14 protein-coding genes and 1 pseudogene are annotated in these 23,892 nt (G+C 58.9%); 11 read left to right on the top strand and 4 right to left on the bottom strand.

Translation table 11 applies throughout. The annotated features are described in order from the left end of the window. Position 1: 1 nt before the first annotated feature. The 7 genes and pseudogenes from SH664x_RS12845 to SH664x_RS12815 form a co-directional block, all read left to right on the top strand. Positions 2-580, top strand: a pseudogene (locus SH664x_RS12845) (anthranilate synthase component II); the annotation flags it as partial. A 206-nt stretch (positions 581-786) separates the two neighbouring features. Then, positions 787-1,719 (top strand): DUF1559 family PulG-like putative transporter, encoded by a 933-nt coding sequence (locus tag SH664x_RS12840; protein ID WP_437201504.1) that lies wholly within the window; start codon positions 787-789, stop codon positions 1,717-1,719. Positions 1,720-2,090: 371 nt separating this feature from the next. Continuing rightward, the gene (gene leuB, locus SH664x_RS12835; protein ID WP_437201503.1) at positions 2,091-3,170 is read left to right on the top strand and encodes a 3-isopropylmalate dehydrogenase; all 1,080 of its coding nucleotides are present in this window, start codon (positions 2,091-2,093) and stop codon (positions 3,168-3,170) included. Between the two features lie 61 nt (positions 3,171-3,231). Continuing rightward, positions 3,232-3,933, top strand: coding sequence for a TlpA family protein disulfide reductase (locus SH664x_RS12830; RefSeq protein ID WP_437201501.1), 702 nt, complete (start codon positions 3,232-3,234; stop codon positions 3,931-3,933). A gap of 436 nt (positions 3,934-4,369) precedes the next feature. Further along, the gene (locus tag SH664x_RS12825) at positions 4,370-4,915 is read left to right on the top strand and encodes a DUF2062 domain-containing protein (RefSeq protein WP_437201499.1); all 546 of its coding nucleotides are present in this window, start codon (positions 4,370-4,372) and stop codon (positions 4,913-4,915) included. 345 nt (positions 4,916-5,260) lie between these two features. After that, positions 5,261-6,019, top strand: coding sequence for an MBL fold metallo-hydrolase (locus tag SH664x_RS12820; protein WP_437201497.1), 759 nt, complete (start codon positions 5,261-5,263; stop codon positions 6,017-6,019). 400 nt (positions 6,020-6,419) lie between these two features. Continuing rightward, entirely contained in the window at positions 6,420-7,784 is a 1,365-nt protein-coding gene (locus SH664x_RS12815) for a sigma-54-dependent transcriptional regulator (RefSeq protein WP_437201495.1), read from the top strand. Positions 7,785-8,141: 357 nt separating this feature from the next. Here SH664x_RS12815 and SH664x_RS12810 read toward each other — a convergent pair whose 3' ends face one another. Then, complete coding sequence (locus tag SH664x_RS12810) at positions 8,142-9,152, bottom strand: DUF1559 family PulG-like putative transporter (RefSeq protein ID WP_437201493.1); 1,011 nt, start codon at positions 9,150-9,152, stop codon at positions 8,142-8,144. A gap of 584 nt (positions 9,153-9,736) precedes the next feature. Between SH664x_RS12810 and ilvB the strand changes: the two genes are divergently transcribed. Next, positions 9,737-11,554, top strand: a complete 1,818-nt coding sequence (gene ilvB, locus SH664x_RS12805) for a biosynthetic-type acetolactate synthase large subunit (RefSeq protein ID WP_437201491.1) — start codon at positions 9,737-9,739, stop codon at positions 11,552-11,554. A gap of 232 nt (positions 11,555-11,786) precedes the next feature. Here the strand turns inward: ilvB and SH664x_RS12800 are convergent, their stop codons facing one another. Next, entirely contained in the window at positions 11,787-14,825 is a 3,039-nt protein-coding gene (locus SH664x_RS12800; RefSeq protein ID WP_437201489.1) for a sigma 54-interacting transcriptional regulator, read from the bottom strand. Between the two features lie 896 nt (positions 14,826-15,721). Here SH664x_RS12800 and aroF point away from each other — a divergent pair. Together aroF and SH664x_RS12790 are read left to right on the top strand one after the other, a co-directional pair. Further along, positions 15,722-16,780 carry a 3-deoxy-7-phosphoheptulonate synthase gene (gene aroF, locus SH664x_RS12795; protein ID WP_437201488.1) on the top strand — a complete coding sequence of 353 codons (1,059 nt, stop codon included), beginning with the start codon at positions 15,722-15,724 and terminating at the stop codon, positions 16,778-16,780. A gap of 118 nt (positions 16,781-16,898) precedes the next feature. Then, the gene (locus tag SH664x_RS12790) at positions 16,899-18,482 is read left to right on the top strand and encodes a sialate O-acetylesterase (protein ID WP_437201486.1); all 1,584 of its coding nucleotides are present in this window, start codon (positions 16,899-16,901) and stop codon (positions 18,480-18,482) included. A 109-nt stretch (positions 18,483-18,591) separates the two neighbouring features. On the opposite strand, the gene SH664x_RS12785 is transcribed toward SH664x_RS12790, so the two are convergent. Further along, positions 18,592-20,040, bottom strand: coding sequence for a DUF1570 domain-containing protein (locus SH664x_RS12785; RefSeq protein WP_437201484.1), 1,449 nt, complete (start codon positions 20,038-20,040; stop codon positions 18,592-18,594). Between the two features lie 471 nt (positions 20,041-20,511). Between SH664x_RS12785 and SH664x_RS12780 the strand changes: the two genes are divergently transcribed. Beyond that, positions 20,512-21,423, top strand: a complete 912-nt coding sequence (locus SH664x_RS12780; RefSeq protein WP_437201482.1) for an HDOD domain-containing protein — start codon at positions 20,512-20,514, stop codon at positions 21,421-21,423. Between the two features lie 22 nt (positions 21,424-21,445). On the opposite strand, the gene SH664x_RS12775 is transcribed toward SH664x_RS12780, so the two are convergent. Continuing rightward, positions 21,446-23,632, bottom strand: a complete 2,187-nt coding sequence (locus SH664x_RS12775; protein WP_437201481.1) for an alpha-amylase/4-alpha-glucanotransferase domain-containing protein — start codon at positions 23,630-23,632, stop codon at positions 21,446-21,448. Positions 23,633-23,892 lie beyond the last annotated feature (260 nt).

The raw sequence follows: 23,892 nt of genomic DNA, 5'->3' as shown, positions 1-23,892 counted from the left end.
CATGGAACGACCTCCGGCCCCAGTCCTGTTGATCGATAATTACGACAGTTTTGTCTTCAATCTGTCTCGCTCCCTGCAGGAACTGGGGGTGGAGACGACTGTCCGGCGGAATGATGAGATCACGCTGGAGGAGATTGCGAGGGTTTCACCGCAGGCCATCGTGATCTCTCCCGGACCATGTGCTCCGCAGCAGGCAGGGATTTCCCTCGATGTCATTCGCCGTTTCAGCGGCATCATTCCGATTCTGGGAGTTTGCCTTGGCCATCAGGCCATCGGAGAAGCTTTTGGCGGGACTGTGGTTCGCGCGCCGGAACCTGTGCACGGGCGCACATCTCTGATCGACCATACAGGTTCAGAACTCTTTGAAAATTGTTCGCGCCCGCTCCGAGTTACGAGGTATCATTCACTCGTCGTTGATAGAAAAACGCTGCCGCAGTGTTTGCAGGTGACCGCAACGACTCCGGAAGGCGTCATTATGGCGATGGAGCATCGCCACTGGCCTGTCTGGGGCGTCCAGTTCCATCCGGAATCTGTGCTGACGGATCAGGGTCACCTCATATTGCAAAATTTCCTGCGACGGGCAGGATTCGCTTTTAGTGGTTTTATTGGTTGTAACGATCTCGACAGCCCCCCCTCAGATCGTGATGATTTCTACCGCCGGGAGATTGAACCGGCGAGATTTTGGCCTCAGCGGGATTCCGTCTGAGTTGTTGGCAGTTCCCAGTGGGAACATTCATTCAGATCTTTGCATTCACGTGCGGATCTGAACCTGGGACTTGAGTCATTATGTTGCGTCAGAGTCTTCGACACCCGTTCCCCGATACTCGAGCGCGCGCCGCGTTCACGCTGATTGAGTTGCTGGTGTGTGTCGCGATTATTTCCGTCCTGATCTCGCTGACGTTGCCCGCCGTGCAACAGTCTCGCGAAGCTGCTCGCCGTACGCAGTGCAAGAACAATCTTCGACAGCTCGCGCTGGCGGTGCATCAGTTCGAAGAAATGCACCAGGTCATTCCACCGTCCGACCTGTGTAAGAACTGGGCCAGCTGGGCGGTCCTGGTTCTTCCTTATCTGGACCAGTCGGCGGCCTTCAATCATTGGGACCTGCGCCTGCAATATTACGTACAGCCAGAAGAAGCAGGTGTGGATGCGCCGGTCTTCCACTGCCCGACCCAGACGCGCAACGGTCAGCTCAAAGACGTAGGTGATCCGTTGGTCTATCCTCCCGTGCGGGTCGGTCCGATCGGCTGGAGCGATTATGCCGGTGTTTCCGGGACAAGCGTGATTTCCACCGACGGGGTTTTCCGACGGGTGCTGAATCCGGCGACCGGGAAAACGATGGCTTTCACCGGGATTCCTGCCGCGACGACGACCCTCCCCGACTGGACCTATCAGATGCGTTTCCGCGACCTGAACCAGGATGGGCTGTCACAGACCCTGCTGTTCGGTGAAAAGAGTCTCGAAGCTCCCCAGGCGGATACCGTCGTTTACAACGGGAATAGTACCGCCGGATATACACGTTCCGCTGGCGAGGGATTCGGCCTCGTCCGGACGGGAGATGCAGCTCCTACCGCACCGCAGCGGTTCGCAGCTCCACATTCCAACTCGGGGCACTTTGCGTTCGCCGACGGTCGTGTTTCTCCGATCAATCTTGAGATCGACTCGCAGATCCTGACCCGACTGGCCCGTGTGGGGGACGGTCTGCCGGTGGGTGAGTTCTGAGTCTGGCTGCTGACCGGTTCTCCCGATGATTCTCCCGCTGAGTGCTGGGATGTAATCGCGAAAGGGGGCCGATCCGTTCACTCCAGGCCGGACAGAGTCCTTTCTCGATGAATCCGCGTCCTCTCTGACGCTGTGGATCGTGACCTACCCGGCCGCACGTCGACTCTCAGTCGTGCAGCGCGAGAGACCGGCTATCGCGGCATCCGCATGCACGTGGCCGTTCCGCCTTAAGATCCGGATCCTCTGATTTTCCCGCGGCGGTTCGCTGTCGGACGCGTGCTTTCCCGATCACCGGGTGGCAGGCCGCTTCCTCCTCGGGTAAAGTGTCGGACCCACTCCGAAGAATGCTAAACTCCAGAGGAAATCAAGACGTGAACGCGCGGATTGTCTTATTGCCCGGTGATGGAATTGGTCCTGAAGTCACAGCCCAGGCACAGCGGGTTCTGGAATCGGTGGCGAAGCTGTTCGGGCATTCTTTCGAGTTCGAAACGCAGCCGATCGGCGGCAATGCCATTGACGACTTTGGCGATCCCCTTCCCGAACAGACGATTCAGGCCTGCAAGACTGCCAATGCCGTCCTGCTGGGGGCCGTGGGAGGCCCGAAATGGGACAACCCCAATGCCAAAACCCGGCCGGAAGCGGGGCTGCTGAAGATCCGCAAGGAGCTGGGGTTGTTCGCCAACCTGCGGCCGATCAAAGCGCATGAATGTCTTCTCGATGCCTCACCGCTGAAGCGGCATATCGTCGAGAAGACAGACATCCTCTTCTTCCGGGAATTGACAGGTGGGATTTACTTCGGAGAGTCCGGCCACACGACGCATCCGGACGGCAGCGAGACCGCCTTCAGCACGATGATTTACTCGACCTATGAGATCGAACGGATCGTGCGGCTGGCCGCCCAGGCTGCTATGGCCCGCTCCCGGCATCTGACAATGGTCGACAAGGCCAATGTGCTGGAAGTTTCCAGGTTGTGGCGTCGCGTCTCGGAACGGATCGTCAAGGAAGAATTCCCGGAATTGAAGTACGACGTGGTGCTGGTTGACGCGATGGCGATGCACCTGATTTCGCGGCCCGGAACGTTCGACGTGGTCGTGACCAGCAACCTGTTCGGTGACATCCTCACCGATGAAGGTTCGATGTTGCCAGGTTCGATGGGACTGCTCCCCTCGGCGTCGATTGGCAGTAGCGGTCCGGGGTTGTACGAGCCGATTCACGGCTCTGCTCCCGACATTGCCGGTCAGGGAGTTGCGAATCCACTGGCGACGATTCTGGCCTCCGCCATGCTGCTGCGGCACTCGCTGCAGCTGGAAGAGGAAGCCGCCGCGGTCGAGCGGGCTGTGGACACTGTTCTGAACGCCGGCCATCGTACCCGGGATATCGCTCCGGCCGGGACGAAATCGGTCGGCACCGTCGAAATGGGTCAGCTGGTGCTCGACGCATTGAAACGCTGATTCCCCGGCCACAAGCGGGTTGAACTCGGTAAGTGACTTTCGGAGAAGGGACGGATTCAGCATGACGGTACTCCAGCCAGCGGGAACTCTGAACGCATGGGGGCGAATTTTCATCGTGGCGGCTCTGGCATGCGCCGGATGCCGTCCGGAAGCGCCCAACCCCACCGGGGCAGAGATTCCCACGGCCGGATCGGCAGTCCAGCCGGAAATACCCGTCACCACTTCGCCCGTTCCAGAGGGACAGATCGAGCCTCAGGATGAGACGAAATCGGAATCTCCTGGTACAGATCCGGAAGCGAAGGTTGAGGATGTCCGAGTCGAGATTCTGGATTGGGAGGCCACGCGGGCCCTCGCCAAAAAGCACCCCGGCAAGGTGGTTGTCATGGATCTCTGGGCTACCTATTGCCCCCCGTGCATTGCGGAATTTCCCAATCTCGTCCGCCTGCAACGGATGTATCCTGAGCAGCTCGCCTGCATTTCGGTCTCCTGTGATTATTCCGGATTTGAAGATACGCCGGAGTCGCATCGTGAGAAGGTCACACGCTTTCTGGTCAAACAGGGAGCAACCTTTCAGAACGTGATTCTGTCGACGGATACCGAGACACTCTTCAATTCCAAGCTGGAGCACAGTGGAATTCCGATTGTGTTCGTCTTCGACCAGCAGGGTGAGCTTGCCGGTCAGTTCCCCGATCCGAAAAATGCAGGGGAATTCACTTATGGAGGCGATGTGATTCCGCTGATCGAGAAGCTCCTGCAGAAGTAGTTGGCAGGCGACGTTCGGTCGAGCAGGGATCGCGCTGTACCCCTGTCAGTCTGTCGTCGCAGTGACGTTTTGCTGAATTTTGGCTATGGGCGATTTTTTTTGTGGCTTCTCAGGGCTCTCCTGCGTACTAGATCCGGGGACGTTTGCGAAATCTGCATCGCCTCATTTGAGTTTTGAGGCCAGGTAGGTCGAAACGTGTCATAGGTTGACGTACACGGAGTGGGGCAACTCCACTGGTGTCGATGACTCCCTCTGTGGCCGGTGCGGTCTCCGACTTCTCCTCCGTTCTCTCCGACCCACGGTGTGCCGGAGAGAACGATGCCGATCGTTAAACGGGGGCACCGGAGTTGCACGTCAATTCCTTTTGCGGAACAGATTTCGTAGTCGAGTCGGTTGTTTCCCCGCTTGGCGGGTGATGGAACGAGCAATTTGCTCTATGCAGAAGAAACCGTCCCTGAAAGAGCGACTGCTCGCAGAACTCAGCCCGCGGGCCTGGCTGCGAACGGTCATGCTGATCGACGACACGCCCCATGCAATCGCATTAGGGGTGGCGGTCGGATTGTTTATCGGGACCACGCCGACCGTCGGCCTGCAGATCGCCCTGGTCATGCTCTGCTCTCTGTTCATGCGCGGCAAAATGCGGATGAACCGTCTGGCGGCCATCGCAGGAACTTACATCAGTAACCCGTTTACCATCGTCCCCCTGTACTGGATGTGCTATCAGGTCGGTCGGCTGTTCACGACAGCCGAGGTCAACGAGGAAGAGTTCGCTCGTCTCATCAAGGCTGAGAGTCTGCACGAGTGGTGGACCATCGCCAATGAGATCATCTACGACATCGGGATTCCCCTGCTTCTGGGGACGACTGTGGTCGGGCTGATTCTCGGTGTTCCTTCGTACTGGATCGTCAAACCGCTGGTGGAGAAGTTCCAGCGGAACATGAATGTGGAGCAGACGCCGCCCCGTGAGGAGTCGGTCGCCTGAGGGACTGGCTCTCCGCCCCGCCCCGATTTGCCGTGGCCTGATTTCCACAGGGTGTGCAAGTGGCCCGCGACTTCTCTCCTCTTTCCTTGTCTTGCGGCGTCCGCTGCCCGTTTCCGCGGGATCGCCCCTACCGATTCGGTTGAAGCCGTTCTCCAACTGAAGAACCTCCCTCCCTCACTTTGCGAGGGGAGCGTGATTGCAGGCCACCCGCGGCGTCCCCCCTCCCCTTTCGTGTATTCGATTCCCCTCGTATTTGGTAGAAAGTGGGACGGGCCCGCGTGACATCGGAGCGGACTGCTCGATGAAGTCGCTCTTATGAAATGGCGTGTTTAAGGTTGTGCAGCAATGCAGATTGAACTGCTGGGGACCGGCGGGTATCACCCTTCTGAAAAGCGACACACCGCCTGTCTGCTTCTGCCGGAACTGGGACTGGTGCTGGATGCCGGTTCGTCGTCGTTCCGTCTTCCCCGGCGGACCAGAACCCGCGAACTGGATCTGTTTCTGACGCATGCCCATCTTGATCACATTATGGGGCTGACATTTCTGCTGGTCCCCATGATCAACCGTCTTTGGGACCGCGTCACGGTGTACGCCACAGCCGAGACGCTGGAAGCAGTCCGCAAACATCTGTATGCCCCGCGGATTTTCCCTGTCGATCCCTGCTTTGACAGCCAGGTCATCGCCGATCAGGGGGAATCGACTCTGGCCGGGGGAGCCGTGATTCGCTGGCAATCGCTGGCGGGACATCCGGGAGGCTCGATGGCCTACCGGGTCGAACAGCCTCGTCCAGGCGGGGGCGTTGCCTCACTGGCCTATGTGACCGACACCTCTTCAGACGGCTCCTATCTCGACTTCATTCGGGGGGTCGATCTGCTGATCCACGAGTGTTATTTCGAAGATGGCCGGGAAGAACTGGCAGAGCGGACCGGTCACAGCTGTTCGTCGCAAGTGGCCCGGGTCGCGGCCGCGGCACAGGTCGGTCGGCTGATTGTGACCCATCTCGACCCCTATAATACAGTCGATGACCCGGTGGGCCTGACCGGAATGCGGGCCTTGTTTCCGCATGTGGAAGTGGCCTTTGACGGGATGACCGTCAGCTGCTGAAAGTGGCCCAGCAAGAGGCCCTTTCGCGTCCGCTGGCATCGGCTTTGCTTTCGCGCCGATCTGTTGCTTCGCTTTTCGGTCATCACTGCTGATGGCCCTGTTCACCTGCAAAATGCCTCGCCGGTCTTCTCAGACTTTCCCAGTCTTCCGGTGGTTGCGGCAATCCGGTTCTGGTTCTTGAATAAATTACCAGCCGGCTCTGAACTTTGTTCAAAAAGCTGTGAACACCGCTTGACACTTTTTGCCGGTCGGAGATATCAACCCGCTCTCCTCTCTACTCCTTCCCCACATCACATTTCCTCTCACCTCACCACACGCTGCAGCAGCAGTGTCCGTAGGCAATCCATCTCTCATGGTTGCCGAAGCGGAGACCGTCTGTCGCAGCGACGGCAGGAAACTCATGTCCGCACTATCACCAGCCACGATCCGGCCACAGGGCAAAGTTGTCGCCTGTGCGAAAAGTGAAGCCTCGAGACAGCATCTGGAGCTGGCCATCCGCCGCGCCGGATACGAATCTGTCTCGGTGGCCACACTGCAGGAACTTCGGGTCCTGATCCTCAACGACATCATTGCGGCTGCGGTCATTGACGAACCCGATTCAATCCCCGCTCTGGAAGCACTCGATGCGGAAGTCCGCCGCGCTGATCGACCGACGCAGTTCATTCTGCTGCCCTCGATCGGGCAACGAATGGTGGCCCCCCGCACAGTCTCCTGTGATGTGGTCGATCCGCCACTCACGCCGGAACGAATTGGACGGGCCCTGTTTTCCGCCGTGGGTCGGGCCGGTCTGATTCTCGAAAACATTCAGCTTCGCCAGAAGCTGGAAGGCCGGATGTTTGACGGCCTCGTCGGTGTCAGCGAATCAACCCGCCAACTGCGGTCACAGATTCACGCGGCCGCCGAACACGAACAACCGGTGCTCGTCTGTGGAGAAGCGGGCTGCGGCAAAAGCGAAGTTGCCCGCGCCATTCACCTGACCCGCTCCGGTCCGGGCCAGGCCCTGCTGACCATTCGCTGCAGCCTGCTGACCTCGACCGTCGTCGAACGTGAGCTGTTCGGTGATGATCACAATGAGGGTCGCTTGGCAGCTGCCGCCGAAGGAACTCTGGTCTTCGAGGAAATCGAAGCCCTGACTCTTCAGCAGCAGAACCAGCTGGCAGAAATCATTCTCAACAACGCGTTCGTCCATAACGGAAACTTCGTTCCGCTGCGGGCCCGCCTGATTGCGACATCCTCAGCCAATCTGCACCAGCTGTGCAAGGAAGAGAAATTCTCCCGGCAGCTGCTCGCGATTCTCGATCGGAACACCATCTCGGTGCAGCCACTGCGGGAACGGATGGAAGACCTGCCGGTGCTGGCAGAACACTTCCTCCAGCAGTGCTCGGTCCGGGAAGGTCAGCCGATTCGCCGATTGTCGGACGAAGCTCTGACCCGGTTGCTGAACCATCGCTGGCCCGGCAACGCTCGCGAACTGGAAAACGTCATCGCCCGCTGCTGCTCACTGGCACCCAGCCCGGTCATCTCGGCCGAAGAACTTGAGCCGTGGCTGGAGCAGGAAGAAGCGACAGAACTTCCGGGCCTGACCTTGCGGGAAATGGAACGCAAACTGATCGAGGCAACCTTCAATCGTTTCGGTGGAAACCGCGAATTGACCGCCAAGGCCTTGAGCATCGGCATCCGGACCCTCTCCGGAAAGCTCCGCGAGTACGGCTACCCGCCGCGTGGGGGCCCAGGTTCCAACCGTCAGGAAACCCGGGCAGCCTGATCCCGTTCAGCTGTCTTCGCAGCCGCTCCCGTTGGGGCGGCTGTTTTTCGTTGGGGCGCTTGGGAGAGCCCGTTTGATGGAGACCAGGCTGCGGAGTGCGCGTCGATCCTGTGCGTTGTGTTCGCAGGGGATTGAAGAGCCCACTCACCCTGTTGGCGATTGGCATGCGGACGCATGCCCGCTCTGAACCTGCCGGTCCCCGCCACATTTGGCGTCGGTGGACTCGTCGTAGGAGCGGAAGATCTCAGGTCATAAAAAAGGAACGTTGAGTGAACACTCAACGTTCCCGCGGACGTTTGCTGCGGTTCGCAGCCACGGCGGCAATCCGATTCTCAGCTGATCTTCAATCAACCAATCTCAGAATTCACCGACCTGATTTCCGTCAGCCCGCTGGCCGAGGTTTCTCCACGTCTGCAGATTGATGTTCTCTGAAACGGTTCGTACAGAACCGTCCATCAGCATGCTGTTCACGGTTCCGACGTGGTAACTGCGGGATGTCACCGCCGCGTACGTGGCCGAGGTGCTGCAGGCACTGGCTGCTTCCCGCTTGCTGGAAACAGAGATGTCGTAAGGCATGCCGACAGTATGCATGACTTTTGTGTTCGGGGTGAAGGTGGTGGTAAAGCCGGTGTGAATGGTGTTCCCGGAGACCCATTCGGTGTGGCCGTTTTCTGGACTCCATGTGGAGTCGGCCGTAGTGGGGAGACCTGCTGTCAGGGCTGCGACGCTGGCGGGAGTTGAAGTCGGAATCACGCAGCTGTCGTGGAAGCGAGGGGTGAAGCATTTGACCTCCGACATGCCCAGCGTGTTGCTCATGCCGTCCGTGAAGTCACGATCACGGGTCACCCCATCGTAAGCAAAGGCGGCACCGCCATCGAAATTTGCTGCCGGGTTATGGGTCTCGTAGATGCCGCGACCAACCCCGTAGCTGAGCGGGTAGTGTTCGGGAACTCCGGCCGAGGTGACCCGCTGACGGTCGTTGTAATCAGACGGGCAGATGAGCACGGGAATCCGCATCGTCGCGATTTTGTTATCGGCGTTCTTCCCCTTCCCGTAACCGACGTTGAAGTCGATGAGATTATAAATCGCTCCCCCATCGAGATAGGGAAGGATGAAGGCCTGCGCGGACCAGGTCTGCGTGCCGCTGGCGTTGCTCACGCCGTTGGGGGGGAAGCAGCGATGGGTGTCGAGATAGTTGTGAAGTGCCAACCCCAACTGCTTGAGGTTGTTTTTGCATTGGCTGCGTCGCGCGGCTTCACGTGCCTGCTGCACCGCAGGGAGGAGCAGCGCGATGAGGACTGCGATAATGGCAATGACGACAAGAAGTTCAATGAGGGTAAAACCGCGCCGGCCCATGCTGCGTGACATGAAATCGCCTTTCCCTTTGGCCCGTGAAAGAAGCTGACCGCTTGAGTTGGAGGGCCGATCGATTGGCTGGCGGGGGCTGGCTGGCGTCGGCTTAGTGAGATTGAATCTCACTGTCAGATTGTGCCGAATTGTCGCCAAGTTGTCGAATTCATCGCCACGTGGGGTTTAAGTGGTTGTAAATGTAATTCTGTATTGAGGTTATGTTTTTCATGGATGCCGCTGGGTCTGTTTTGTCCTCGATCTGACATTTTTTTTGTGATTCTGGGGTGCGACAGGGTCATGATTCCTTGGCGGCGGCCTCATCTAACTACACACATTGGTGATGAGTGATGGTTGGCTGCGTCCCCGGGCTCACCGCGTGTTTTCACTGGCCAGGAACGTGGCAATCTCAAATCAAATTGTCCCAACCGGGATCTCCCCTATTCCTTGCCAATCCGTTACAGCGGGCAGGACGAGCGATTTTGGCGAACCTCATCCCTGTTTTTCTCGTCGGGAGACATTGAGTTGGTTACAATCTCCGCTCGGCATCGTTCCCGAGCACGGGGACGGTCTCTCTTCATGTTGATGAAATAAAAGGCCTCGCTGTGTCGAAAGCACTGGAAGCGAAAACTGAAAAGCAGATCCTTTCGGGATCGGAAATCCTCGTGGAGTCACTGATTCGGCAGGGATCGCGATTCGTATTCGCGTATCCGGGCGGGGCAAGCATGCCGCTGCACCAGGCCTTGCGCAAGAACCGTGACCGCATCCGCACCATTCTCCCCCGCCACGAACAGGGAGGAGGATTTGCCGCACAGGGTGTCTCTCGCACCTCGGATGAAATCGGCGTCTGTATGGCCACCAGCGGACCGGGGGCAACCAACCTGGTTACCGCGATCGCGGACGCCAAAATGGACAGCATTCCCCTGATCGCCGTGACGGGACAGGTCTCCCAGAAGGTCATCGGCAGCGATGCGTTTCAGGAAACTCCCATCGTGGAGGTCTGCCGCGCTGTGACCAAGCATCACTACCTGATCACGGCAGCCGATCCCGATGATCCGGATTCCGTGCAGGAAGCGCTGCGGAGTATTCCGCGAATTGTGAAAGAAGCCTATTTCGTGGCCAAGACCGGTCGCCCCGGCCCGGTGCTGATCGACTTCCCGAAGAATATTCAGCTCGCGACCACCGATCAGCCGATCGATTTCGATCCACCGATGTATCTGCCGGGCTATCATCCGGAACGTCGTAAGGTGGCCGATGAACAAATCCGTCAGGTGATCGCCGCCATTCGCCGCTCGAAGCGGCCGATTCTGTACGTGGGCGGCGGCTGTATCACGGCCCATGCTTCGGAAGAGGTGACCAAGTTCGCGCATGCGTCCAACATCCCGGTCACGATGACCGCGATGGGTTTGGGGGCCTTCCCCGGCGATGATCCGCAGTCGCTGCACATGCTGGGGATGCATGGAACCGTCTACGCGAATTACGCCATCAACGAAGCCGACCTGCTGCTGGCTGTCGGCGTGCGGTTCGATGACCGCGTGACCGGCAAGCTGGAAGAGTTTGCGAAGCACGGAAAGATTGTGCACGTCGACATCGATCCGTCTGAGATGCACAAAAATAAGGAAGCTCACATTCCGATCATCGCGGATGTGAAGGTCTTCCTCGAGCGGCTGAACGAAGAGTTCACCAAAGACGACGTTCCGGACACCGCCGCCTGGTGGGCCCAGATCAATGAATGGAAAGAACGTTATCCGCTCCGTTATAAGGAAGCGGGCGACTTCATCGTGCCGCAATACGCGATCGAAGAGTTGTGGCGACAGACCATCGACCGCGATCCGTACATTGCAGTGGGAGTCGGCCAGCACCAGATGTTTGCTGCCCAGTTCTACAAGTTCCGCAAGGCCCGCCACTGGCTCTCCAGCTCCGGATTGGGGACGATGGGCTTTGGTCTGCCGGCAGCCATGGGTGTGCAGGCCGCCCACCCCGATTCGCTGGTCGTCGATATCGACGGCGACGGTTCCGTGCTGATGAATATTCAGGAGCTGGCAACGCTGCATTGTGAAAAGCTGCCGGTGAAGATTCTGCTGCTGAACAACCAGCATCTGGGGATGGTGGTGCAATGGGAAGACCGCTTCATGCAGGGGAGCCGAGCTCACACCTATCTGGGGCCGGTCGATCATCCGGAAGCTCTGGGTGAAGGGAGCGGAGCCCACTACGAAGAGACTTATCCCAACTTCGTCAAGCTGGCGGAGAGCTTTGGACTCAAGGCTCGACAGGTTCGTAGCAAGGCCCAGTTCCCAGAGGCTCTTGCCGAGATGCTCGCACACGATGGCCCGTACCTGCTGGACGTGATCTGTCCTTATCAGGAGCACGTGTTGCCGATGATTCCCGGTGGCGGAACAGTTCGCGACATTATTATTGAGTGACGCGACTGACTCTGCGACGCGGTTCACCACGGCCATCGGGAGCAACACCTGGTGGCCGTTTTTCTGTTGAACGAGCCCGCGTGTGGAGATTTCTCTGCCACTGGAAAGACCAGCGACTTCAGGCGGCTTTGCGGACTGGGGAGGCAGAACGCATCCAACCAGGGATCAGGCACGGGATCAGGCACCTGCCGGTGCGTGCTCACACAGGCGTGCTTTCGGTTTTGAGGCAGCGTTATCCGAGTCCGTGCTTCTTCAACTTGCTGAAGAAGGTGCTGCGCGGAATCCCCAGTAAGCGTGCTGCTTCCGCTTTGTTTCCCTGACAGCTGGCGAGTGCCGATTCGAGCATCGCCTTCTCATCACTGCCGGCCGAAATCGTCTTGCGACGAAGAGCAATTTGCGTCGATCGCGCGCCCGGCATTTCATAGATTGCCGGTCGCAGGTTGTCGGAGGGCATGGGCTGTGAAACAGACAGCTGTGGATGACGGATTTCGACGGGGAGATCGGCCAGTCGCATGGTCTCTTCTTCAGCCATCACGACCGCCCGTTCAATCACATTCTGCAGCTCGCGGATGTTGCCGGGCCAATGGTAATCCTGCAGCGCCTTCAGTGCGGTATCGTCAATCCTCAGCACATTCTTTCCGCACTTTTCCGAGGATCGACGCAACAGGTGCAGCGTCAGTTCGTAAATGTCCTCGCGTCGCTCCCGCAGCGGCGGCAACGTGACGGAGATTACATTTAACCGGTAGAACAAATCCTCCCGGAACAGACCTTCAGCGATCAGTTGTTCCAGATTCCGGTGCGTCGCTGCCACGATCCGCACATCGACCGCGACGGGTGTTCCACTGCCGACCGGTTCAAACATCCGTTCCTGGAGCACCCGCAGCAATTTGACCTGCACATCGAGGGAAATGTCCCCGATTTCGTCGAGGAACAGCGTTCCCCCATCGGCCATCTGGAACCGCCCGATCTTGTCCTGTCGGGCATCGGTGAACGCTCCTTTGACATGGCCGAACAGCTCGCTTTCCAGCAGGGTGGGAGACAACGCGGCACAGTGCACGCTGATCAACGGCTTGTGGCTGCGGGTGCTGTTCTCATGGATCGCCTTGGCCAAGAGCTCCTTACCGGTGCCGCTTTCTCCGCGAATCAGCACGGACGAGGTGCTGCCGGCCACCTTGCGAATGGTTCCGAGCACGTGTGTGATGGCCGGGCTATGTCCCTTGATCTCACCCCGATGAAACTCGTCGTTCGAGGGTGTCGTTCCGGGCAGCTTGGAAAGAGTTGAGAGTTCGTTGTGCAGAGCCGCCAGTTGTCGCTGCTGGTCATCGATTTTATCGATCTTCAGCTGCAGGTCCTGATTCAGTCGGGCCACATCCTGCTGGACTGTCGCGCAATGCAAGGCGACCGCAGTCGTCCGTGCGAGGGCGCTCGCGAAGGCCAGGTCTTCTGCCGAGAACGGAGAATGGTTCGGTTTGGGGCCCAGCACGAGCAGACCGCTCAGATGTCCCTGCATTTCAAGTCCGTGGACCACTTCGGCATGCAGTTGCCGCAGGAGGCTCTGGGCAGCGGCGTGCCCATGCATGAACCGCTGAACGACCGACTCTTCGCTGAGCAGTTCAAACGCGTCCGGATCCAGCACAATCTGCAGCGGGAAGCGGGCGCGGCCGGCGGCCGTCGACATCCGGAATTCAAAGCCGTTCTTCTTGCGGAGGTAAAGTGCTGCCTGATCGACGTGCAGCACTTCCTGGCAGGAGTTGAGCAGACTGTCGGAGATCGCTTCCGGCTCCACAACATTGGAGATCACGCGGTTCATCCGTTGCAAGGCTTTGTCGAGCTGATACTTCTCGCTGAAGAAGTGTCGGTCGAGCACGCGCTGAATGGCGTCGCGTCCCCAGATCAGGACCAGCACCGACGTCACCAGCACGAGGATGAGTGGAACGCTGCGACCGAACAGGGACAGGTCCTGTGTCATCGCATTCATAGCCCCGACGGCGATCAGCGAAGCAAAGATCACCGCGAGCCCCGCGCTGGCACTGTAGTACCAGACTCCGCGGGTAACGACCTGATCGATCAGCATCAGCTTGTAGCGGGCGATGCCGATGGCATATGCCAGCATGAATCCCAGGCTGGCAAGAAACATCGGCAACCGGGCCGACCCGAGAGCAAAACCGACTCGGTCAGCAAAGGCGAGGTAAATGGTGTAACCGATCGGAATGGTGGCGAAGATCGCCGCCAGAAAGATGGAGCGGACCTGGTTTCGTTCCAGCGGATTGCGGGCCCCCCGCATGCTGCGGTAGATGACCAGCAGCGAGGCGCCAAAGTAAAGCAGCGCCATGGCGAAGATGCAGAAGACCACCTGTCGTAAGAGGGGGAGTAATCTGCAGACAAACTCTCCCGCCAACCGGTCGAGAGTCATCGCAAAGGGACCGGGGCCAGAGTCACTGCTCAGGAACGAAGCCAGGAGAATCAGGCTGCCGACGACCGTTGCAGCCAGGGCAGCCGGAATGTAGATCACCGCCAGGCTCAGCGATCGGGACCACTGGTAAACCGGGCTGGGATAGGGGTAAACGACAAAAAAGTGCAGCAGCACCGCCGGCAACATGATGCTGCTGATGACGAACGGAAGGATCAGCTGCGGGCAGGAGGCAACGATCCACCAGTGGCTGCCGCCGACAAAGGCGATCATGGTCACCGAGGAAAGGGCAAAGAACGTCCGCAGCGGCTGGTCAAAGGGCCGATTCCAATAGGCCACGCCCACGACTGCGACGACGCAGAGCTGGAGGACGAACCAGAGAAGTGTGATGGAAACACCGAAAGTCGGCTGCTCGACCAGTTGAATCCAGCTGACGTGTGGAATCTGCTCACCCGGACGCAGAAACCAAACTTGGACGTACCGGGTCTGGTCCGGCTTCTGGACGACAGGAAGCTGGGTCGCGGGATTCTTTTCGGAAGGATCCTGGCCCGCCTCAATCTGCGCGGCAGGGTCGATCTTCCAGTTCCGCAACTGGTAGTGAAGTTCCGACCAGTCGGTGAAGTTCCGAATCGGCCGTCCGGCAGCACTGATAATGTGGTCGCCGACTCCGGGAGTGGGACCGAGGCACCCTTTCAAACTGCGGACGTCGGAGATCTCGACCCCCGGGCTCGGGGAGCGATCGTTGTTGACGAGGAGAGCTCCGAGTGGGAGCGTCAACTGCGTCGGGACGAACCAGAGTACGACGAGTCCGTAGAGGACTGCGAAGGTTGCGAGTGCCGTGATCGACCATTTTTGGAACACGAGCGAGCCTGTTTCAGCGCCGATTTGAACCTGTTTCGGCGCCGAAATCGTCGCCGATTGGGCCTACGATACGTCGGCTAATCCGGGACTTCAATCTATTTTCACAGTTTGATCTCCTTTTTACAAAAAGATTTATGGAGTCAACTTGAGTGAAATCGGATTCGGCACTGTTTTTTTGGCATGTGCTCTGCATACATCTCTCACGACCCCAACCAAATGCCCTGGGGATCCAAATTGCTGACGATGCACGGAACATTGACTGCAGCCTGACCCACTCTGCATTCTCCTGCTTCTCCACGAGCCCCTTGCACGTCGTCGCTGGATCTACCAGGGTGTTTTTTTGCGCGCTGGACGGAGTGCGACCGTCCCTCTTACACCAAGCGGCCCCGGCACCCCCCCCTTCTTGTCCGACTACAGCTCCTGTCCGATAGCGGTGGAGCGGTTCCGGCTGCGGTGCTTTGAGTGGACTGGGGTGGAAAGGTTGAGTGGTGCGGATAGGTTGAGTGGGCGGTGGCCACGAGGTCCTGAGGCATTTCGCCCCCCTCCCCCTTGCCGTGAGTCAGCCGCGGCCGTCTGTCGGATTCTGCGGGGGCCCAGAGTTCTGCGGGGGGCCAGAGGCGAATTGTCGGAGCTGCTTCGATCGGGGGTGGGGCAGAGTTCTCCCGGAAAGATTTTGTAGTCGAAACCCCACACGTGGGTGGCTACAATCTCCGCTTCCACAGGAACTTTCGAGCCGCAAGAGCTGTTTCTCTGGCGGCTTTCTCAAATCGTGCCCGGCAGAATGTCAGGGTACGACGTGGTGCTTTCCGCATCGTGGCGGACTGGCAGAACCTCCTTCAGTTGCTCGCACGGGGAACCGGAGCAAAGTCGCGTTTACCCCGATTGAAAGGTCAGTCGTGATTATCGTCCTGAAGCCAAATTTCACCGAAGAGCAGCTGCAGCATATCTTTCAGAAGATCGAAGAGATGGGATTCCGTCACGAGTTGAGCCGCGGAGTCAAACGGACGCTCATCGGCGTGATCGGCGAAGAAGATCAGCTGCGGAATGCCCCGCTGCGTGCCATTCCGGGAGTGGAAGAAGTGCTTTCCATCCTGAAGCCGTTCAAGCTGGCCAGTCGCGAGTTTCAGGAACAGGATTCGGTTTTCGACCTCGGACACGGGATTCAGGTGGGCGGCGGCAATCTGATGCTGATCGCCGGTCCCTGCGCCATCGAAGGGGAAGAAATTCTGATGGAGATCGGCACCGCGGTGAAAGCGGCCGGAGCCAACGTGTTGCGGGGAGGAGCGTTCAAGCCCCGCACGAGTCCCTACAGCTACCAAGGCATGGGGGAGACGGGCCTGAAAATCCTGCGGATGGTCGGTGATGAGCTCCAGATGCCGGTCGTGACGGAAGTGATGGACCCCCGGCAGGTCGCCCTGGTGGAGCAATACTCCGATCTGATCCAGATCGGTGCCCGCAATATGCAGAACTTCAATCTGCTGATGGAAGTCGGCCAGACGAACAAGCCCGTGCTGCTGAAGCGGGGGATGAGCGCCAGCGTTCAGGATTTGCTGATGTCGGCCGAATATATTCTCGCTCACGGCAACAAGCAGGTGATTCTGTGTGAACGGGGGATTCGCAGCTTCGATTCCTCGACCCGCAATCTGCTTGATCTGGCCGCCGTTCCGAACGCCAAGGGGCTCTCGCACCTGCCGATGATTGTCGACCCGAGCCATGCCACCGGCCGGCCGGACCTGATTCCCAGCATGTCGCTGGCAGCCGTCGCCGCGGGAGCGGATGGGGTGCATATCGAAGTTCACAGCTGTCCGGAAAAGGCGATGAGCGATGGACCGCAGGCGCTGCTGCCGCCACAGTTCGCACAGCTGGCGACCCAGATGCGCGAATTGGCTCAGTTGCTGGGACGCAATTTCCCGCAGCCCCCTGCAGGGACTCGGCGGTTGATAGCATCTGTTTAAAGCCCTGCTTAAGCTGACGCACTGAGTGGACGAACGCAGAGGATGGGCTCGGGTGACGGCCGGAGCCCGCTTTGCGAAGCTTGATGATCCGATTCAGTTGTCACCAGATAAGGTCAGCATGATGAGGTTACGGACAGCGTTTGCGTTCTGTGGACTCGTACTTGCCTGCAGCCCAAATCTGCTGCAGGCAGAGGTGCGACTCCCTTCAATCTTTGGCAGCGGCATGGTCCTGCAACGGGAGCAGTCGGTGCCGGTCTGGGGGACCGCCCAGCCGGGCGAAGAGGTCACTGTCACTTTTCGTGACCAGAAGCAGTCAACAAAGGCCGACGCCGCAGGAAAGTGGAAAGTGGCCCTCGCCCCTCTCTCTCTGGGGGAACCGGCTACGCTGACGGTGAGGGGTGAAAATCAGGTGGACTTCACCGATGTGCTGGTCGGCGAGGTCTGGCTGTGCGGCGGCCAGTCGAACATGACTTTCGCCCTGGCGCGGGGGCTGGACGGCGATATTGAGTCTCGGGCGGCGAGTTGGCCGGAGATTCGTCTCTTTCAGGTTCCGCAGCTGGCAGCAGAAACGCCCCAGAGTGACGTGAATGCAAAGTGGCGCGTTTGTGACCCGAAAAGTGCGGCTGGGTTTTCTGCCGTAGGTTATTTCTTCGGTCGCGACCTGCACAAGATGCTGAATGTCCCCGTTGGTCTGATTCAGTCGGCTTATGGCGGAACAACCGCCGAAGCCTGGACTCCGCAGGAAACGATTGATGCGGACCCGGTCTACGGCCCGGAGGTCAAGTCGTGGAAAGAGCGCGCGGCGGCTTATGATCCGGCCGTGGCGAAACAGGAATACGAGGCGGCGCTCAAGCGGTGGGAGGCGGCTTCAGCCAAGGCGACTGCGGCGAACCGTCCCCTCCCTGCAAAACCACGACTCGCTGGCCCCCCGCGAATGAGCCAGAACTATCCCGCCAATCTCTACAACGGCATGATCGCGCCGATCCAGACGTACGGCATTCGCGGAGCGATCTGGTATCAGGGTGAGTCCAACGGCAGTCGCGCCCGTGAATATCAGACCGTGATGCCCAATGTGATCGCCAGCTGGCGGAAGGTATGGGGTCAGGGAGATTTTCCTTTCTATCAGGTGGAACTGGCGAATTATCGTCCCATCTCGCAGGAGCCGGGCCTCTCTCAGTGGGCCGAGCTGCGGGAAGCTCAGCAGTTGACCACCAAAAAACTTCCGAATGTCGGCTCCGTCTGCATTACCGATCTGGGCGCAGCCATGGACATTCATCCGAAAGACAAACTGAACGTGGCGAAGCGCCTCGCCCGTCTGGTGCTGCATGATGTCTACGGGTTCAAGGACATCGCTGCGAAAGGCCCCACCGTGTCCGATGTGCAATTCCCCGGAGCTCGTGCACTGGTGACCTTTGATCTGCATGGAGGGGGCAAGCTGACCAGCTATTATAACGAGCGTCTGAAGGGCTTCGCTGTGGCGGGCGAAGATCAGCAATGGAAGTGGGCCGAAGCCAAGATTGTCGGTGACAACCAGGTGGAAGTCTGGAACAGTGAAGTGCTCGAGCCGGTGGCTGTCCGCTACAACTGGGCAGACAATCCTCAGGGGAATCTGTATTCCGACGTCTACCTGCCGGCCTCGCCCTTCCGCACGGATCGCTGGCCGGGAACTCAGGATCAGCCATCACCGCCGACGGCCAGGTAGCTCCCTCATCGTCGCGCGACATCGACTCCCGTACCGGACTCCCCAGGCGGCTGGCATGTGTCAGCCGCTTTTTTCATGGGACGTCGAATTGCGCTGCAGGCGACTGCTACTAGCGCCCGGTGAGCGGCCCGGGGACCTGACCGCGATTCCATTTCTGGGCGATCTCGCTGGCTGCGGGAGCGGAACGGACGAGAACGCGGAATGTTTCGGGAGATCCTCCGGACATGCCCGGGATCACTTTGGCTGCGATCTGTTGTACGAGGGCTTTTCGTTCACCCGGTTTGACGTCATGCAACAGCCAGTCCGCATAGACTCCGGACTCGGTTTCGACGGTCACGTAGAAGGACATGGCCCGCAGTGGAGAAATGTTCTTGAGCGTGCCATTGACCTGCAGCAGTCCCCCATGACTCATCAGCCGGACCGCCTGCACATCATATTCTCCGAGTGCCTGCTGCTGATTGGCTCGCCCGGCCACTTCACGCTGCGCCAGGTTGATATTTTGACGTTTCACATGTGTCTGCAGCACACCCGGAAAGGCCTTCTGCATCTCGGCGATACTTTTGTTGAAAACCGATTCGAAGTGTTCAACACGTTCCGTATTCTGCAGTGATTCGAGCGGCTTCCGCTGGCTCAATTCCTTGACGTACTGCTGATACTGCTCCCGGTGCTGGGTCACCAGCATCCAGTGGAGGCACCACGCGAGCGTATAAGCATCACCGGCGAGAATATCGGCGTTGAAAGCATCGTCCGCAGAGACAATCGTCCGCCAATCGACACTCCCCTGTCGCTTCTGCATTACCGTCGCGGCATACCGGGAGTTGATCTTGGCCGGATTGACATCGATCCGTTCCCCGTTGCCTTCAAAACCGGTAGCGATTCCTTCGTCGAACCACTTGGGGACAGGAATGAGCCGGGTGAAGACACGGTTGTACATCTGCAGGTGAATCGCTTCGTGCAGTGGGACTTCAAAGGAATCGCACGAACTCATTCGCACTGCCAGCCAGTTCGATTCCTGTGAGTAAAATCCAAGAATCGAGGTCGCGGAGAGTCCCCTGTTGGAAGTGACTTCGGCTGTGTATGTGTTGAAGTCGTCGTCCGATTCGAAAATGACCAGCACGAGCGGATAGAGCGGGTCTTTCAGAGGAAATTTCATCGTCCGCGCGTAACGCAGAAAGACGCTGTCCACATTCTTCATGAAGCGGCTGGCCTTCCGCAGAAAGACCTGTGCCTTGGCTTCCGACGGCTTCTCCAGCGGAGCGGAAAGGACCATGGCAACGACAAATGGCTTGTCGATTTCGAGCCGGACCAGCTCCGGGCCAAACTTTTCTTTCAGCAGTTCTCCCATTTCCGAGGGAGTGATGGGCGTGGGGTCATCTTTCGGGATCCGGTTGACAATCGCGGCGGTCGGCACGAGATCCAGCCGTCCATCCGCCTTTTCCAGGACCTGCAACCCCCGGTCAGAGCCGAGCAGCCGTGCCTCATTGGTGACCATGGTGCGGTTGCGGACGTCGAGATAGGTGAATTCATCCGCACAGACCCGCTGCCAAGAGATTAGCACACCACAGACAAACGGGAGAATCCGCCAACATCCTCTCAGTCTGTTCTGTGCAATGGATGGTGTGTTGATCATCGGAGGTGACAGCGTTGACGCGTGGAAGGGCTGCCTCGAAACGGTCTCGAGCAGAAACGGACAATTCATCTCACCAGATTCGCGTGGTTGCCTCAAGTCGGCGCGAGGGTCGGATCGTCAGCGACAGAAATTTTCCGCTGGTTGAAACTGTACCGGTGGGTGCAGGGGAACTCGCAAACTGCGTGTTTTCCACGGTTCGCCAATGAAATTACGAGCACAACTCCCCTGCAAAAATCGGGAAGCGAGTCAGGATCGTCGGCGCGGTTGCGGCGGAGGGGCTAGAGTTAATGCGGATTCACCAGCAACCGCGATTCGGTCGGCAATCGGTTATCCGGGAAGCCGATGTCCCGGCGGAAGCACCGAGTCCTGTTTCTTCAACCGAGGCACGACGGAACTGCTATGGTCTCCCCTGCAAGCCGATTGAATCGGTCTGAAACGATTACCATTCCGGCCCGCTTCATGGACCGGATGTGTCGACATCTTCCCAGCGTACAGATGCTGCCGGCGATTGCTCTCGAGGCGTTGGAGCTGGCAAAAGATCCCGATTGTCGGGTCAGTGAATTTGCAAAACTGCTGAAGCGTGACGTCCGGCTGGCGACGGACATTCTGCGAATGGTCAACAGCTCGCTGTACGCCGTCGCGCGGCCGATCGTCAGCCTGACGGAAGCGGCTGTGCGGCTCGGCCTGAATCAATGTCGAAACTTCATCATCACCACCAGTCTGGCGAGTCTGGTCGAAAACCTGTCACTGCAGGAGACCTGGATCCGCGAAATTCTCTGGCAGCACAGCCGGCTGACGGCGGTGATCGCCGCCAATCTCAATCGCGAGCTGCGGATCGGGTTTCAGGGTGAAGAATTCAGCGCTGGGCTGCTGCACGATATCGGACGAATCCTGCTGGCGGTGTCGGTCCCGGAGGAGTTTCAGGAGATGGATACGTTGAGCTTTCAGGAAGGGATTGATCCGCTGGAGTGCGAGCAGGATCGTTACGGCATTACCCATGCGGAACTGGGGGCCTGGCTGGCAATGCGGAACCAGCTGCCGGGTTGTCTCGTCTCTGCAATTCGCTATCACCATCAGCCGCAACTGGCGTCGAATGATGCCCGTCTCACAGCATTGGTGGCGACTGCGGATCATCTTGCGAACTTTGCGCAGCGACAGGAGCCGGAAGGCTCCTATTGTCCAGCCGGGAATGAAGCGCTGCCGTTGCTGGAGGCGACAGGTGTCCCCTTCGCTGCGATTCGGTTCGGTGAAATCGCAGAGCGGGTACTGGAAAAGTCGCAGACGGAAGCGGGCGATCTGGCGCGGCGGTAGGGCATTTGATCGACTGATTGCTCTAGCTGCGCGCGGTTGCCATTTCGGCCAGCCGGCGCGCATGGGCCATCGAGCTGTCGATGGTCAGTTGCAGTCGGACTTCCCATTTGCCGATCTCGTTGGCCACAAATTTCCAGTGGGGAATGACGGCACAACTCTGATGGACGAGTTCGAATCCCCCTTCGCTCTGACTGACCGTCTGGATGGGGAAAGTCCAGAATTCGGCGGACTGGGTCAGCTCCAGCGAGACGTCGATTCCCAACCATTCGTCCACAAGGCCGATTCGCATTCCCGGAGGGAGTGACTGGACCGTTTCCAGCGGGCCGATCTGCGAGCCAAGGCTGTTGTAGTAGTAGCGGTCACGCTGACCGGCGGCCATCGCGGCGAAGTTGAACTCCACCCCGAAATGAATCTCTTCACCAGGCGGAAGCTGGCTGAGCTGGTAAGTGATTTCGAGCTGGCTCCCCGCAGCGGCGTGCAGCGCCACGGTCTTGTCGACGCGAATCCAGTGGTCACCGAGACGCCCTTCCCGCGACATCACCGCTTCGACACGATCATCGGAACGGCGCATGCGGGTTTCATAGACCCCCAGGATGAAATCTCCGATCCCTCCGTTGCCGTGCCGGAAATCTTCGAGTGTTGTTCCGGGACGCAGGAAGTGGTCGACGAGCGATTTCCGTGGCCAGCGGTCGTAGGCGATCATGCGGTCGAGATTGGCCTGCTTGAAACGAACCCCTTCGTGCTTGTTGAAGGCGACGTCATCGACTTCTTCGGTGACACCAGCCGCCTCGATCACCTTCTGGTGATAAGGTTCGGGGCGTCGGTTCAACGTGGCGAGCAGGTTGACCTGATTGGCCCGGACATCCAGCTCGTAAAGGTGTCCCCCCCGCGCGGGGGCCAGATACGCGACGAGTCGATCTCCGGAGAGCCGGACTTCCTTCCGCGCATCGAGATTATAGTCTTCCGCACTGATGTCGACCCAGCGCGCGGGGCGACCCATGAGCTGTTCGACCGCTGTGTCGGCGGCGATGAGATGCCGGTAGATCGCATTGCGCAAGTGCGGGAGGTACAAGCCGCCGAATGCTCCATGCCAGTAGGGGCAATTGCACTGGCCCCGGTACAGGTCCATGCGGGCCTGCAGAAACAGGTCGGCTTTCTCACGAGCACCGCTGGAAGTCTGCAGTGCCTCGAGTCGATCGCTCACTTCCCGCGAACGGCAATACATCTCGTTGCTTTCGGGGTATTTCACCAGAAAGTTTCGCCAGAAGCCGGCGCGGAGAAACGGCTTGATGGTCTCCCATTCTTCAGTCTTCTGCAGCGTGGTCACCAGCTCGTGATATTCCGTTTGCTGTTCCGCAGGGAGGGCCCACTCGGTCATCTCACGATAGCTGGCGTTCGGAAGATAGATCTTCCCCTGCGGCGGCACTTCGTCGACCGCCTGCCCCATCGTGACGACCTTCAGCCAGTCGGAGTTCTTTCGGAGCTCCGCGAACATGTCACGCAGCCACCCCTTCTCGTACACATGTTCCTGCGTGCCGGGCCAGGAGCCGAACTTTTCTCCATCGTCGCCGAAGGAAACGACTGTGCCGGGATAGAGGTCCGCGAGCTTACGGAGATAGGCGACTGTCTCCTTGGGCTTCGACCAGGGAATCGTGTAGCGGAGGGTTTCATCGTCGGGGAAGATCTTGAGCAGTCGACCTTCGTTCTCGGTGATGTAGTAGCCGTGCAGTCGGTCTTCAGACAGACCCGCGTAGCGGAAATGGGAGTCGTCGAGGATGGTGTATTCGATGCCGGCGTCGACGATGTCGCTCGCAAACGTCGGTTCCCAGACCCGTTCCGGAACCCACATGCCCCGGATGCGGGTCTCGAACAGTTGCGACAGATGCTCGGTGTACTGACGAATCTGACCGACCCGGTCACGGCCGGGAATGGAAGAGAGGATCGGCTCGAAGAACGGCCCCCCCAGCAGCTCGACCCGTCCGGCCTGCACATAGCCCCGAATGCGGTCGAGGTACTCGGGACGGTGGGCTTCCAGCCATTCCAGCAGGCTGCCGGAAATGTGCAGCGTGATCGGAATTTCGGGAAACTCGTCCGCGACATCGAAGAACGGTTCGTAGGCATCGCGATAGGCCTGTTCAAAGACGCCATCAAAGTTCCCGACCGGCTGATGGTCGTGAATTGCAAAAACCAGGCGAATCGCGGGGGCCATATTCCGTTCCAGCGGAGGGTGTGGACACAGTTCAGCGTCAGGGTCATATCAGTTTTCGGTCTGAGATTGAACACCTTCTGTCGTCAGGGGGTCGGATTTCTTGCACAGGTTGTGGCCAAACTTTAATGATCGTCAACGTACGACAGGTTTTTGCGAAAAGATAAGGGTTCTGGAGGGGTCGCGTAGACTTTGCGGCTGTTGTCAACAGGCAACACTGATGACTCGCGGCGAGTCGTTACGGATGTGGCACAGTTGCGTGT

This window comes from Planctomicrobium aquicomposti (assembly GCF_051466325.1).
GTDB lineage: Bacteria > Planctomycetota > Planctomycetia > Planctomycetales > Planctomycetaceae > Planctomicrobium.
The sequence above is the reverse complement of the archived record's forward strand: the minus strand, read 5'-3'. Positions and strand labels throughout refer to the sequence as shown.

Excerpts from the sequence above, each read along its gene's own strand:
- SH664x_RS12830 (WP_437201501.1), top strand. The coding sequence starts at position 3,232 with ATGACGGTACTCCAGCCAGCGGGAACTCTGAACGCATGGGGGCGAATT.
- SH664x_RS12775 (WP_437201481.1), bottom strand. The coding sequence starts at position 23,632 with ATGGCCCCCGCGATTCGCCTGGTTTTTGCAATTCACGACCATCAGCCG.
- SH664x_RS12790 (WP_437201486.1), top strand. The coding sequence starts at position 16,899 with ATGATGAGGTTACGGACAGCGTTTGCGTTCTGTGGACTCGTACTTGCC.
- SH664x_RS12840 (WP_437201504.1), top strand. The coding sequence starts at position 787 with ATGTTGCGTCAGAGTCTTCGACACCCGTTCCCCGATACTCGAGCGCGC.
- SH664x_RS12815 (WP_437201495.1), top strand. The coding sequence starts at position 6,420 with ATGTCCGCACTATCACCAGCCACGATCCGGCCACAGGGCAAAGTTGTC.
- SH664x_RS12820 (WP_437201497.1), top strand. The coding sequence starts at position 5,261 with ATGCAGATTGAACTGCTGGGGACCGGCGGGTATCACCCTTCTGAAAAG.
- SH664x_RS12780 (WP_437201482.1), top strand. The coding sequence starts at position 20,512 with ATGGTCTCCCCTGCAAGCCGATTGAATCGGTCTGAAACGATTACCATT.
- SH664x_RS12825 (WP_437201499.1), top strand. The coding sequence starts at position 4,370 with ATGCAGAAGAAACCGTCCCTGAAAGAGCGACTGCTCGCAGAACTCAGC.
- SH664x_RS12810 (WP_437201493.1), bottom strand. The coding sequence starts at position 9,152 with ATGTCACGCAGCATGGGCCGGCGCGGTTTTACCCTCATTGAACTTCTT.